Origin of the sequence: Gemmobacter nanjingensis (assembly GCF_014652195.1) — a bacterium.
GTDB classification, from domain to species: domain Bacteria; phylum Pseudomonadota; class Alphaproteobacteria; order Rhodobacterales; family Rhodobacteraceae; genus Gemmobacter; species Gemmobacter caeni.
On sequence record NZ_BMYI01000007.1, the window covers coordinates 141,096 to 153,473 of the forward strand.

At 64.9% G+C, this 12,378-nt stretch carries 14 protein-coding genes; 4 read left to right on the forward strand and 10 right to left on the reverse strand.

Going from position 1 to position 12,378, the window contains the following annotated elements:
* Positions 1-7 precede the first annotated feature (7 nt).
* The 8 genes from IE126_RS13105 to IE126_RS13140 all read right to left on the reverse strand — a co-directional run bounded on the left by IE126_RS13105 (position 8) and on the right by IE126_RS13140 (position 6,424).
* On the reverse strand, positions 8-844 hold the full coding sequence (locus IE126_RS13105) for an IclR family transcriptional regulator (RefSeq protein WP_189381261.1): 837 nt from the start codon (positions 842-844) through the stop codon (positions 8-10).
* A gap of 10 nt (positions 845-854) precedes the next feature.
* Positions 855-2,138: a TRAP transporter large permease gene (locus IE126_RS13110; RefSeq protein ID WP_054302043.1), complete on the reverse strand. Its 1,284-nt coding sequence runs from the start codon at positions 2,136-2,138 to the stop codon at positions 855-857.
* Position 2,139: 1 nt separating this feature from the next.
* A complete protein-coding gene (locus IE126_RS13115; protein WP_054302044.1) occupies positions 2,140-2,664 on the reverse strand; it encodes a TRAP transporter small permease in 525 nt (174 codons plus the stop codon).
* Between the two features lie 38 nt (positions 2,665-2,702).
* Positions 2,703-3,446 (reverse strand): SDR family NAD(P)-dependent oxidoreductase, encoded by a 744-nt coding sequence (locus IE126_RS13120; protein ID WP_189381262.1) that lies wholly within the window; start codon positions 3,444-3,446, stop codon positions 2,703-2,705.
* A 56-nt stretch (positions 3,447-3,502) separates the two neighbouring features.
* Entirely contained in the window at positions 3,503-4,495 is a 993-nt protein-coding gene (gene dctP / locus IE126_RS13125) for a TRAP transporter substrate-binding protein DctP (RefSeq protein WP_189381263.1), read from the reverse strand.
* 320 nt (positions 4,496-4,815) lie between these two features.
* Positions 4,816-5,241 (reverse strand): cupin domain-containing protein, encoded by a 426-nt coding sequence (locus IE126_RS13130; protein WP_054302047.1) that lies wholly within the window; start codon positions 5,239-5,241, stop codon positions 4,816-4,818.
* 503 nt (positions 5,242-5,744) lie between these two features.
* A complete protein-coding gene (locus tag IE126_RS13135) occupies positions 5,745-6,116 on the reverse strand; it encodes a COG4315 family predicted lipoprotein (protein ID WP_054302048.1) in 372 nt (123 codons plus the stop codon).
* Positions 6,117-6,169: 53 nt separating this feature from the next.
* On the reverse strand, positions 6,170-6,424 hold the full coding sequence (locus IE126_RS13140) for a hypothetical protein (protein ID WP_189381264.1): 255 nt from the start codon (positions 6,422-6,424) through the stop codon (positions 6,170-6,172).
* Between the two features lie 241 nt (positions 6,425-6,665).
* Between IE126_RS13140 and IE126_RS13145 the strand changes: the two genes are divergently transcribed.
* Both IE126_RS13145 and IE126_RS13150 read left to right on the forward strand, forming a co-directional pair.
* Positions 6,666-8,060 carry a sensor histidine kinase gene (locus IE126_RS13145; RefSeq protein ID WP_189381265.1) on the forward strand — a complete coding sequence of 465 codons (1,395 nt, stop codon included), beginning with the start codon at positions 6,666-6,668 and terminating at the stop codon, positions 8,058-8,060.
* Positions 8,057-8,695: a response regulator gene (locus IE126_RS13150; protein WP_189381266.1), complete on the forward strand. Its 639-nt coding sequence runs from the start codon at positions 8,057-8,059 to the stop codon at positions 8,693-8,695. The genes IE126_RS13145 and IE126_RS13150 overlap by 4 nt, the downstream gene beginning before the upstream one ends.
* 15 nt (positions 8,696-8,710) lie before the next feature.
* Here the strand turns inward: IE126_RS13150 and IE126_RS13155 are convergent, their stop codons facing one another.
* On the reverse strand, positions 8,711-9,610 hold the full coding sequence (locus IE126_RS13155; RefSeq protein WP_189381267.1) for a LysR family transcriptional regulator: 900 nt from the start codon (positions 9,608-9,610) through the stop codon (positions 8,711-8,713).
* 123 nt (positions 9,611-9,733) lie between these two features.
* Between IE126_RS13155 and IE126_RS13160 the strand changes: the two genes are divergently transcribed.
* Together IE126_RS13160 and IE126_RS13165 are read left to right on the forward strand one after the other, a co-directional pair.
* Positions 9,734-10,666 (forward strand): VOC family protein, encoded by a 933-nt coding sequence (locus IE126_RS13160; RefSeq protein WP_189381268.1) that lies wholly within the window; start codon positions 9,734-9,736, stop codon positions 10,664-10,666.
* Positions 10,667-10,722: 56 nt separating this feature from the next.
* The gene (locus tag IE126_RS13165) at positions 10,723-11,331 is read left to right on the forward strand and encodes an alpha/beta hydrolase (protein ID WP_189381269.1); all 609 of its coding nucleotides are present in this window, start codon (positions 10,723-10,725) and stop codon (positions 11,329-11,331) included.
* 21 nt (positions 11,332-11,352) lie between these two features.
* Here the strand turns inward: IE126_RS13165 and IE126_RS13170 are convergent, their stop codons facing one another.
* Positions 11,353-12,348: a YeiH family protein gene (locus tag IE126_RS13170; RefSeq protein WP_189381270.1), complete on the reverse strand. Its 996-nt coding sequence runs from the start codon at positions 12,346-12,348 to the stop codon at positions 11,353-11,355.
* Between the last annotated feature and the right edge of the window lie 30 nt (positions 12,349-12,378).

Here is a 12,378-nt window from a genome sequence, read left to right on the forward strand (position 1 = left end):
CGGTGCTTCAGCTTCGATAGACCGGGGCGCGGCGCGGCTTGGCGGCGGCGCCGGGGGTGATCGCATCGAAACGGTTGGCGCGGCTGATCCCGCGCTGGATGCCTCGTGACAGCTCGCGGATTTCCTCGGCGAGTTGCTCAGGGTCCGAGGTCTGGTAGCGCTGTACCGTCAGCACGAAGACGACGCTGCCCAGAATCTGCCCGTTGAGATCCAGCACCGGCGCCGCGACGCCGACCAGATCGGCAAAGACCTCGGCCCGCGTGACCAGCGCCCCGGCGGCGCGGATCGCCGCCATCTGGTCAAGGAAGACGGCAAGGCTGTCACCCAGCCCGGCCTCGCGGATCTGCGCCTCGTTATGGGTCCAGATGGATTTCAGCAGTGCGAGCGAATGATTGGCCAGAATGACCTTGGCCATCGCGCCGCGAAACAGCGGCATCGACCGCCCGGGGCGGTAGATATCCGGGGTGCTGCGGTCTGCCCAGGCGAAATCGGTGCACAGAACCTTGTCGCCGTAATAGCTGCACACCATGATATTCAGCCCGGTGGTCTGGCTGTAATGACGGATCAGGTGATGCGAGGCGCGATACAGCGGATCATTGACGCGGCGCACCATCTCCAGCTCGATCACCCGCGACCCCAGCGCATAGGTGCCGCCGCTGGCCGGGGTGAGCAGGCCCGAGCGTGTCAGCGCCTGAAGATAGCGGTAGGCGCTGGGGCGCGACGAGCCCGAAAGCTCTGCCGCGCGACCGACATCCAGCACCACATGGTCCTCGTCGAACCCGTCCAGGATGGCCAGCATCTTTTCAAGGCTGTTCGATTTGCCGCCGCCGTCATCGTCCTGCATCACCCTCTCCTCACTGCCCCGAGATAAACCCGGCGGGTACGATCACGATTGCAGGAAACAGGATCAGCAGCGCAAGCACCAGAAGCTGTGCGAGGATGAAGGGCCAGATCCCCCCGATCACCCGCGTCAGCGGCACCCGCGACACGCCCGCCACCACGTTCAGCACCGATCCGACCGGCGGGGTCAGCAGGCCGACCGCCGTGGCGATCATGAACACGACCGAGAAATAGACCGGGTCGATCCCCGCCGCCTTGACGCCGGGAAGCAGCACGGGGAACAGGATCAGGATGATCGGCACCATATCCATCGCGCAGCCGACCACCAGCACCAGCGCCACCACGACGAGCATCAGAAGCCGCGGATCATGCGCGAAGGGGGCGGTCAGTGCGGCGATCTGGTCTGTCAGGCCCGCGATCGTGACCATCCAGCTGGAAACCATGGCGGCGGCGACAAGAAACATCACCATGGCCGTCGTCTTGGCGGCGCCCAGAAACACCGGATAGAGGTCGGCCGGTTTCAGCTCGCGGTAAATCACCATCGACACGAACAGCGCATAGACGGCGGCGACAACCCCGGCTTCGGTCGGGGTGAACACGCCCATGCGCAGGCCGACCAGAATGATCACCGGCAGCATCAGTGCCCAGATCCCGGCGCGCGCCTCGGCCAGCACGGCGCCGCGGGGTGCGCGCGGCAGCGGCTCTACCCGGTCGTGACGGGCCACCAGCATCCAGGTCAGCGCCAGAACCCCGCACATCAGGATGCCGGGCACGATCCCGGCGATGAAAAGCCGGGTGATCGAGATATTGCCCACAACGCCCAGCAGGATGAACCCGATGGAGGGCGGGATGATCAGTGCCGAAATCCCGGCCGAGGCAATCAGCCCGGCTGACCGGCCCGGCCCATGGCCGGCGCGCACCATCATCGGCACCAGAATGGCCGACAGCGCCGCCGCATCCGCCGCGGCCGAACCCGACAGGCTGGCCAGCACCGCCGCCGCCAGAATGGCAACATAGCCCAGCCCGCCCCGCACATGGCCCACCGCCGCCACCGACAGGTTGACGATGCGGCGCGACAGGCCGCCGGTGTTCATCACCTCGCCCGCCAGCATGAAGAAGGGCACGGCCATCAGCGGGAAGCTGTCTGCCCCGTTCAGCAGGTTCTGCGCCACGATTTGCGCATCGAAAAAATCCAGATAGACCATCAGTCCGATGCCGGACATGATCAGCGCATAGGCAATGGGCATCCCGATTGCCATGCCGCCCAGCAGGCAGCCCAGAAAGATCAGCAGCGTCATGTCACTTCACCCCGGCCTGATGCAGCGCAGCGGCCTCTTCGTCCACGATGGTGATGCGGTCCAGCCGTCCGGTCAGGATCAGCCAGATCCGCCACAGCAGGATCGCGGCGGTTGACAGGCCGAACACCAGCCCGACCCCGAACAGAAGCGACATCGGCAGGCCGGTGGCGGGGGCATAGGAATTGCGGTTGACCGAAACCAGCACCCAGCTTCCGGCCAGCACCAGCCATGTCGCATAGACCATCAGCCCGTGCGCCAGCACGAGGCACAGGCGGCGCAGCGGGCGGGGCAGGGCGTTCACGATGAAATCCAGCCCCAGATGACCATTTTCATGCAGCACCACGATGGCGCCGACGAAGGTCATCCAGACGAACAGCCAGCGTGAGAATTCCTCGGACATGGTCAGGCCCGAGTTGAAAGCATAGCGCAACACCACATTGCCGAAGACCAGCACCACCATGCCGGCAAGGCAAAACACGATGAAGCCCTTCAGCAGGCGCAGATAAAGTTGGAACAGGGTCGTCATCGGCTCCTCCCCGGCGGGCGCGCGACAGGCGCGCGGCCTCAGTTCATGTGCATGCCGCCGTTCACGTCGAGCGACGATCCGGTGATGTAGGATGACAGATCCGACGCGAGGAACAGGCAGGCCCGTGCCACATCCTCGGTTTCGCCAAAGCGGCGCAGCAGGATTTGCGACATGACCTTCTCGGTCAGGTCGTCGTCATAGAAGCCGCGTGTCATCGAAGACAGGATCACGCCGGGATTGATGGCATTGACCCGGATGCCGGACGGCGAGACATCGCGCGCCATGGCCCGGACCAGCCCCAGAACCCCGGCCTTGGAGGCGGCGTAATGTGGCCCGCCCATCAGCCCGCCGCCGCGCTGTGCAGCGATGGAGGCGATGCAGATGATGGAGGCGCCGGCCCCCATGAGCCCCAGCGCGGACTGGCACATCTGCAAGGTGCCGCGCAGATTCACATCCATCACCGCGTCATAATCCTCGCGTGTGATGTCGACGGTGCGGCGCGCCTGAACGCGGCCTGCGGAATTGACCAGAATGTCCAGCCCGCCAAAACGGTCGCGGGCAAGGGCGCAAAGATCGGCGCAGGCTTCGGCATCCGTCACATCGGTTGCCGAGCCAAGCGCCGCCGGACCCAGTGCACGGGCCGCTTCGGCGACACCTTCCGTATCGCGGTCCGCCAGTATGACCCGCGCGCCTTCGGCCACGAAAAGGCGGGCGACGGCAAAGCCGATCCCGTCCAGATTACCGGCGCCGGTGACGATGGCGGTCCGACCTTGCAACAGCACGCGCTCTCTCCTGTTCCTTGGGGGGCAGCAGGGGCTATGCCCCTGCCGCTGCGGGCTCAGTTGCCCTTGTTGGCTTCGACTTCGGCCTGGAAGGCCTGCACGAAGGCAGGGTCGAACCGGGCATTGATCTTTTCCACCACCGGCGCCACGGCGGTGCGGAAACGTGCCAGCTCCTCGGGGGCGATCTCGTCGATCTGCATGCCTTTTTCCGCGAGGAAATCAAGCGTGCCCTGCGCGCCGTCATTGATGATCTGGCGGTTGAACTCCGAGGTTTCGAGGCAGGCTTCGCGCACGGCCGTCTGCTCTGCGGGCTCCAGCCCGTCCCAGAGCTTCTTCGACACATACATCACGGACAGGGTGGTGAAATGCCGGGTCTCGGTCAGGTATTTCTGCACCTCGAAGAACGATCCGGCGCGGGTCACGTCATTGGCGATCTCGTTGCCGTCGATGGCGCCGGTCTCAAGCGCGGTGAAGGTTTCAGGGAAGGGCAGGGGCGTCGGGTTCATGCCCATGGCCTGAAGCGAGTCGATATAGACGGCGTTCTGGATGGTGCGCACCCGCAGGCCGCTGACATCTTCCAGCGTCTTCACCGGGCGCTTGTTGTTGGTGATGTTGCGGAAGCCGTAGTCCCAGTAGCACAGGCCGACGATGTTGTTCGGCTCCAGCTTGGCCAGAATGTCATTGCCGACCGCGCTGCGGGTCACAGCGTCAAGCTGGGCATAGCTGTCAAAGGTAAAGGGCGCGTTGAACATGTCGAATTCGGGCACCATGGCGGCAAGACCCGCCGTGGTCGTCACCGCCGCCTCGACGATGCCGCCCTGCGCGGCCGAGATCGACTGGATTTCATTGCCGAGCTGCGCGCTCGGGAATGCCTTGACCGTGACCGCGCCGCCGGTCTTGGCCTCGACCAGTTCGGCGAATTTGTTCACCGTCTGGCCCATGGTGCTGTCCTCGGCCACCGGATAGCTGAATTTGATCACATCCGCCTGCGCCGCGGTGGCGCCAAGCACGATCAGGGATGCCGCGGTGGCGGCCTTAAAGTTGGTCATGACTCCTCCCAGAGCGTTATGGCCGCTTTCCTTGCGGCGCGATACCTGTTTCGCAGATAGTGAGATTTGATGTCAATAAATTATTAATGGGTAATATATGTTTCTTGCAGGTCTTGCGTCAGGGTGATCGTAGGGTTGAGCGAAAACTTTCATAAATTCAGTGAATTATGCAGATTTTTGCGTCGAGCCGTTAGAGGGAAGGAGTTGCCTGCCAGTTGTTTGGCGTAGGCATGTCTAAAAATCACTATCGCAATGCGATACTTTGATGGGAGTGAATATTGGGCGCGCATTGCTGCGCGCCCGCTGGTGTTGCGCCGCAGTCAGGCCCGGCGATAGCCTTCCAGCGCCGAATCCGGCACGTCGGGCAGGTTTGTCACCAGATTGTCCGGCGTGCGGCAGGTCAGCCACACCAGTTCCTCGGTCGTGGACATGTTCACCTCGACATGCGGCATGAAGGGCGGCACAAAGACAAAGTCGCCTTCGTGAAGGTCGACATATTCACTGTAGTCTTCGCCATAGTAGATCCGGCCGTGCCCTTTCAGCACATAGCCCCCGGTCTCGCATTCCTCATGGTGATGCGGAGGCGAGCGGTGGCCGGGTTCGTTCGAGACACGGCCGAACCAGATCTTCGTCGCCGGGGTGTTCTGCGGGCTGACGCCTGACCGGCGGACGCATTCGCCCGATTGCTGCGTGCTGTCGTCCAGCGCGAGGGCGCGGGTGACGACGGGGATAACTCTGGCTGCCATGTCGGGCGTCCTTTCCTCACTTGATGGGCCGGTGTCTGCGCGGGGCGATGGTCTCGTCGCGTTACCTGAGCGCGCCCGGCGGTGCGGTCGCTGCGCGACTGTCGGAGTGCCTTCGCAGGTTCTGGCGGAAGATAGATTTCAGTGTTATTAAATGTCAATAATTAATGAGAGAAAAATATGAAGATCAAGCTTATGGATGCATAATGTGATATCGAGAGCGGATTCGGCTCGCTGCGTGGTATGTGGGAGAATAGGCGGGAAAAATTATATCTATATGATTTTATGTGATTTTATGAGAAGGTCGGGCAGGGGTGGCCACTGCTGAAACAGCCCCGCCATCGGTTTTCGTGCCTCAGTCTGGACCGCTGGCTTCAATCCATTCGCGCAGATTGAGAATGGATCTTGGGGGCAGGGGCGAGCCGGCAGCCCGTTCCGGGCCCGATCGTCAAGAAAAAGCGCCCGGTCCGCAGGGCGGCCGGGCGCAGGAAAGGCTGTTTTCCGGGTCAGGGTTGTGCGACCTGCCATGCCCCGTCCAGAAAGCCGTCGCCGGTGATGTCGCCGGGGGCCGCGTCCTTGATCCAGGTATAGAGCGGGTGGCCCTCGTAGGCCCACTGCCGCAGGCCGTCACTGCGCTGGATCACGGTCCATTCCCCGCTGGCATGATCCGAAGCCGAAGCGGCAAAGGGGGGCCAGTTCTTTGCGCAGGTGCCTTCGCAGGCGGATGTGCCGGGGCCATCTTTCGCGAAGGTATAAAGCGTCATGCCCGCGGCATCGACATAGGTGGCGCCCTTGGCGGTTTGCGCGATCGTGGCGGGATCTGCCTCTGCCATAGTGGCGACAAGCGTCAACAGGCCGGTGATCATCAGAAGCTTCATTGCGGTTCTCCGTGTTCAGGGTGGCCCCGGACAAGAGCCACCAGTGCCGGGTCTCAGCCGTGGTTCGGGCCGTCGTCGGCGCCCCGACCGCGGCGCTTGCCGCCGCGCTGATGCCCGGGGCCGTCATCGGCACCGCGTCCGCGGCGGGCCGTCTCGATCCGTTTGGGCGTGGGCTGCGCTGCGGTGGTCACGCCTGCCTGCGGCAGCGTGGAATCCCATGCGGCAGCGGCGGGTTCAGGGGCGGCGAGGCCCAGGAGGCCCAGTGACAGGCTGACAGTGGCGAGGCGGCGCAGGGAAATCATCGTCATGAACAATCCTCCGATTGGGTCAGGGTGGCCGATGACTGTATCAGGCCTGTCTTCGCAGAGTCGCACCAGATCATCCCGACCTCTGCGCCCGCCGGTCCGACCAGCGGCGGTGCGGCATCGGACCAAGGTCGGGTGGCCCGGTCGCCCCATGGCGTGCGGGCGCAAAATCCGTCAGTCTGCCAGCATGCGCCCTGCCGACCGCCCCGTTTCCGCCCCTGCACGCGCGCCCCTGTGGCGGGCGATGCGCGACCGTTTTGCCACTCTTCCGCTGCATTACCGTTTTGCACTGGTCGGCAGTTTCGTCAGTCTGATCGGTATGCTGGTGGTGGGCGATCTGGTCAGCCGCTCCATCGAAAGCGGGGTGGTGCGCAATTCGGCAATTTCCAGCGCGGTCTACATGGAAAGCTTCATCGCGCCGCTGTCGCAAGAGCTTGCCGAGGCGCGGCAGTTCTCGCCGGTCACACTGGCCCGGATGCGTGCCCTGCTGGAGCAGCCGCCGCTGTCCGAGCGGGTGCGTTCGGTCAAGATCTGGCGCGAGGGCGGTTTCGTGGCGTTTGCCAGCGATGCCGCTCTGATCGGGCAAACCTTCCCGCCGGGCGATGAATTGCGGGCGGCCTGGAAAGGCCAGCTTTCGGCGACCTTCGACGAGCTGGAGGGCGCGGAAAGCGCGGCAGAGCGGCAAAGCGGCGTGCCATTGCTGGAGGTCTATAACCCGATCCATTCGATCCTGACCGGCAAGGTGATCGCGGTGGCGGAGTTCTATCTGGTCGCGCCAGAGCTTGAGGCCGATCTGTGGACGGCAAAGGCCAATGCCTGGGCCATGGTGGCGGCGGTCACGGCGGTCACCTTTGCCGCGCTGTTTGGCATCGTGCGGGCGGGCAGCCGGACGATTGCGGCGCAAAACCGCGCGCTGGCCGGGCGGCTGGAGGATCTGGCACGGGTCTCGGCGCAGAACGTGGCGCTGCGGGCACGGGTGCAGGGGGCGGCGCAACGTGTGAGCGAGATGAACGAGCGGCAGATGCGGCGGATCAGTGCCGAATTGCACGATGGTCCGGCGCAGGCCCTGGCGCTGGCCTCGCTGCGGCTGGACAGCCTGTTGCGGCGGGCCTCGGTGGCGGGGGATGACGCGGAGGCGCGGGCGCTGCGCGAAACATTGAATGCCGCACTCAGCGATGTGCGCGACCTGTGCCGGGGGCTGACACTGCCCGAACTGGAAGGGCTGGGCGTGGCGCAGACCCTTGATCGCGCCATAGGAGCACATGAGCGCCGCACCGGCACCACGGTGCAGCGCGACGACACCGCCGGGCCGTGGCCGGAGGTCGCGCCGCCACACCCTATTCTCATCTGCCTTTATCGTTTTGTGCAGGAGGGGTTGATGAACGCTTTCCGCCATGCGCCGGGCGCGGGGGTGACGGTGGGTTGCCATGTCGAGGCCGGGCGGCTGCGCGTCGATATCGCCGATGACGGGCCGGGCTTTGACCCCGATCTCCGCAGCGACAGCGTATCGGGGTCGGGGATGGGGCTGGCCGGAATGCGGGAACGGGTCGAAAGTATCGGCGGTGAGTTTCGCATCCGTGCTGTGCCAGGGGCAGGGGTGCGCCTGTCGATCAGCCTGCCGCTGGAGGAGATGCGATGACCGATCCCATCCATATCATCGTGGCCGACGATCATCCGCTGTTGCGCGGCGGTGTGGTCTTGTCGCTGATCGAACATGGAGGCTTTGCCGTGGTCGCGCAGGCAGGTACGGCGGACGATGCGGTGCAGGCAGTCGAGGCGCATATGCCCGATATTGCGCTTCTCGACGTGTCGATGCCGGGTTCGGGGCTGACGGCGGCGGCGGTAATCTCGCAGCAGTTTCCGGCAGTGCGTATCGTGATGCTTACCGTATCTGAGGCCGATGACGACCTGCTGGCGGCGTTGCGGGCGGGCGCGCGTGGTTATGTGCTGAAGGGTGTTTCTGCCCGCGAACTGATCGAGGTCTTGCAGGGCGTGGCCAGTGGCGGCTCTTATGTCTCGCCCGCGCTGGCGGCACGGGTGCTTGCCGCGATGCAGGGGCATGGGCCGCGCGACGTGCCGGAGGCCGAGGCGCTTGGCCCGCGCGAGGAGGAAATCCTGCGGCTGGTGGCGACCGGACGGTCCAACAAGGAAATTGCCCGCATGCTGGATTTGCAGGAAAAGACGATCAAGCACTACATGACCAATATCCTGCAAAAACTACAGGTGCGGAACCGGGTCGAGGCAGCGCTGAAGGCCCGTGACATGGGCTATTGAGGCACGCGCGATCCGCTATTCGATGGCAGAGACCAGCGCGGGGATCTGACGTTCGAAAAAATCCGAGAAGGTGGCGATCCGGGGCGGCAGCTTCTGGTAGGGCGGATAGAACAGGGTGAGCCACAGCTGCGGCGGCTGCCAGTCCGGCAGGATGGGCACCAGTCGGCCGGTCCGCAACTGCTCGGCCACGATGAAGACCGGCAACAGCGCGACCCCGGCACCATCAGCGGCCAGATGCGCCAGAACCTCGCCGTTATTGGCGCTGACCGCCCGCCCGGCGGACAAGGTGACGCTGACGCCGCCATTGGCCAGCACCCAGCTTTCCCGGCGGCTTTCGCCGCTGTAGCCCAGGCAGGCATCGGCGGGCAGGTCATTCGGATGCCGGGCGGCGACCCAGGGACTGCCCGGCGCTGCCACCAGCAGGCGGCGGATTTCGCAGATCTTGCGCCAGATGGTGAACTTGTCCGAGGGCGGCCCGGAAATGCGGATCGCCAGATCATAGCTTTCCTCCACCATGTCCAGAAGCTGATCGTTCAGCGCGATCTCGACATCAATCCGGGGATAGAGGTCGCGGAAGCCACACAGGATCTGCGGCAGCACCCGTTGGCCGAGTGACATCGGCGCATTGATCCGTAACCGGCCCTCGTCAGCCTTGCGGGCGTTGCGCAGATCGGCGCGCGCCTCGTCCAGCGCCCGGATTGCCGGGGCGATGCGTGCGGCAAAGACCGCACCATCCGTGGTGAGCGAGACCTGCCGGGTGGTCCGCACGAAAAGCTGGGCGCCAACCTGATCCTCCAGCGCCGCGATGGTGCGGGTGACCGAAGCCGGCGTGGTATCCATCTCGCGTGCAACCTGAGCGAAGCTGCGCTTTTCGGTGGCCAGCAGGAAGGTGCGAAGCGCCTTGAGGTCGTTCATGCCGATTATTACGTCCTGTGCAATGCTGTCGCAATTTTTGCGGCAATTCCGCGAAACTATCAGGCGGGCTATCTACAGGGCAACCCAGTCGTGTCGCGGCAAGGCCGCAGAAAGGCAGAGACCATGCTGAATCAGATCAAGGGCCTGCATCACGTCACCTCGATGGCGGCGGATGCCCGGCAGAACAACCACTTCTTTACCGGGACTTTGGGACTGCGACGGGTGAAGAAGACCGTGAACTTCGACGAGCCCAGCGTCTATCACCTGTATTATGGCGACGAGGCGGGCACTCCCGGCACGGTGATGACCTATTTCCCCTTCCCGCAGATCATGCGGGGCCGCCCCGGCGTGGGCGAGGTGGGGGAAACCCGGTTCTCGGTGCCGAAGGGGGCGCTTGGGTTCTGGAAAGACCATTTTGCGGCCGCCGGTGTTGCCGGTCTGGAAGAGGGCTCGGCCTTCGGGGCAGGCTGGCTCCGGTTCCGGGGGCCGGATGGTGACGGCTTCTCGCTGGTCGAGACGGAGGGCGACAGCCGCGCCGCCTGGACGGGTGGCGGTATTTCTGAGGCAGCGGCGATCCGTGGCTTCTCGGGGGCCAGCCTGCGGCTGAACGATACTGCCGCCACGGCCGAGCTTCTGGGCTTCATGGGCTATGAGAAGGCGGGGGTGGAGGGCAATGTGACCCGCTTCATCCTGCCAGAAGGCAATGGTGCCGATACCATCGACCTTGAGGCCCTGTCGGGCACGCCGTTTGCCCGGCAAGGTGCCGGATCGGTGCATCACATCGCTTTCGCGGTGCCGGACCGGGCCGCACAGCTTGAGGTGCGCAAGGCGCTGATGGATACCGGCTATCAGGTTACGCCGGTGATCGACCGCGATTATTTCTGGGCGATCTACTTCCGCACGCCCGGCGGGGTGTTGTTTGAAATTGCGACCAATGAACCCGGTTTCGACCGCGATGAAGATGCCGCGCATCTGGGCGAGGCGCTGAAACTGCCGAGCCGCTACGAACAGTATCGCGATCGGATCGAGGCGCATCTTGACCCGCTGGAGGCATGATGCTCCGCTGCCCCGGCCATGCAGGCCGGGGCGTCTTTCTGCCGAGGAGTGCTGATATGAGCTATCACAGTTTTCGTGCCCCCGCCGGGGCGAACCAGCCGGTCATCCTTGCGCTGCACGGCACCGGGGGAGACGAGTTCCAGTTTGTCGAGCTGATCCGGCAAATGATGCCGGGGGCGGGGATCGTCGCACCGCGCGGCGACGTTTCGGAATATGGGGCCAACCGCTTTTTCCGGCGCACGGGCGAAGGGGTCTATGACATGGCCGATCTCGCCCATCGCACCGATGCCCTGCTGGCCTTCGTTGCCGATGTGCGGGCCGAGGCGCCGTCGCGTCCACTTCTGGCCTTCGGCTATTCGAACGGCGCGAATATCCTTGCCGCCATGCTGTTCCGCCAGCCGGGCCTGTTCGACCGGGCGGCGTTGCTGCATCCGCTGATCCCCTGGACTCCGGCGCCGCAGCCCGGTTTGCAGGGGCTGCCGATCCTTGTCACCGCCGGTCGCAGCGATCCGATCTGTCCGCTGCCGCAATCGCTTGCGCTGATTGACTGGTTCAAGGCGCAGGATGCAGCGGTTGAAAGCCTGATCGAACCCGGCGGGCATGAGATCCGGCCGCCGGAGCTTGCCGCGCTGCGCCGGTTTCTGACCGCGGCACCGGCGGCCTGAGCCGCCGGTCTGTCTGTCGGGTCATTGCGGCAGGCAGATGGCCGCTGCGAGGATCACGAGGAACAGCAGCACCGTCTCGGCCAGAAGCATCAGCGCGGCGGTGATACCGACCGACATCAGACCGCGCAGATCGGTGCGCAGGCCGACGGCGCCAATTGCCATCAGCAGGCAGGCGCGTACCACCGGCTCCAGCAGGTCGCGCAAGGCCATGGGAACCAGCCCGAAGGAATTGGCCCCGGCGAGCAGCAGAAAGCCCAGCACGAAGCCCGGCACCAGCGGCGGCCGCGTGCCGCTGCCCGCCGCCGTGCCCCGCAGGATCAGCGCGCCGATCACCACGGTCGGGGCCAGCATGATCACGCGGAACAGCTTGAACAGGGTTGCCACCTCGCCCACCTCGGTCGAAACCGAAAAGCCCGCGCCGACCACTTGCGCGACATCATGGATCGTGCCCCCCAGCAGCAGCCCGGTGGCGGTGGTCGACAGGCCAAGGTTCGCGGCGATGATCGGGTAAAGGATCATGGCGAGGGTGGAAAGCACGGTCACCGCGATGACGGTGAAGGCAATATCCCTTTCGCGTCGGTCATCCTGTGGCAGCAGGGCACCGATGGCCATGGCGGCAGAGGCACCGCAGATTGCCACCGATCCGCCGGTCAGAAAGCCGAACCGCCCCGGCTGGCCCAGCAGACGCGACAGCAACAGGCCAAAGCCGATGATCAGCGGCACCGAAAGCGCCACCATCACCAGCGGCAGCGCCCCCAGCCCCAGCAGCATGTCGGCGCTGATGCGGATACCCAGAAGTGCCACACCCAGCCGCAGCACATGACGCGCCGCAAGCGCGATCCCCGGCGCGGTGCGCGCCTCTGCCCCCAGAAAGTTGAGGGCGAGCCCGATCAGGATGGCCATGAGCATGGCGGGCGGGCCGTAGTGATCGGCCAGAAACTGCGCCGAAAGCGCCACGACCGCCGCGATGGCAAGGCCCGGAAAGTAACGGCGCGCGGAAAGGGAAAGGCTGTGCATGGCGTGTCTCGAAACGGGGCGGGGGCAGCG

Bases quoted from the DNA above. Each gene is read 5' to 3' on its own strand.
- IE126_RS13105 (WP_189381261.1), bottom strand. From the start codon at position 844: ATGCAGGACGATGACGGCGGCGGCAAATCGAACAGCCTTGAAAAGATG.
- IE126_RS13110 (WP_054302043.1), bottom strand. From the start codon at position 2,138: ATGACGCTGCTGATCTTTCTGGGCTGCCTGCTGGGCGGCATGGCAATC.
- IE126_RS13115 (WP_054302044.1), bottom strand. From the start codon at position 2,664: ATGACGACCCTGTTCCAACTTTATCTGCGCCTGCTGAAGGGCTTCATC.
- dctP (WP_189381263.1), bottom strand. From the start codon at position 4,495: ATGACCAACTTTAAGGCCGCCACCGCGGCATCCCTGATCGTGCTTGGC.
- IE126_RS13130 (WP_054302047.1), bottom strand. From the start codon at position 5,241: ATGGCAGCCAGAGTTATCCCCGTCGTCACCCGCGCCCTCGCGCTGGAC.
- IE126_RS13135 (WP_054302048.1), bottom strand. From the start codon at position 6,116: ATGAAGCTTCTGATGATCACCGGCCTGTTGACGCTTGTCGCCACTATG.
- IE126_RS13140 (WP_189381264.1), bottom strand. From the start codon at position 6,424: ATGACGATGATTTCCCTGCGCCGCCTCGCCACTGTCAGCCTGTCACTG.
- IE126_RS13145 (WP_189381265.1), top strand. From the start codon at position 6,666: ATGCGCGACCGTTTTGCCACTCTTCCGCTGCATTACCGTTTTGCACTG.
- IE126_RS13150 (WP_189381266.1), top strand. From the start codon at position 8,057: ATGACCGATCCCATCCATATCATCGTGGCCGACGATCATCCGCTGTTG.
- IE126_RS13155 (WP_189381267.1), bottom strand. From the start codon at position 9,610: ATGAACGACCTCAAGGCGCTTCGCACCTTCCTGCTGGCCACCGAAAAG.
- IE126_RS13160 (WP_189381268.1), top strand. From the start codon at position 9,734: ATGCTGAATCAGATCAAGGGCCTGCATCACGTCACCTCGATGGCGGCG.
- IE126_RS13165 (WP_189381269.1), top strand. From the start codon at position 10,723: ATGAGCTATCACAGTTTTCGTGCCCCCGCCGGGGCGAACCAGCCGGTC.
- IE126_RS13170 (WP_189381270.1), bottom strand. From the start codon at position 12,348: ATGCACAGCCTTTCCCTTTCCGCGCGCCGTTACTTTCCGGGCCTTGCC.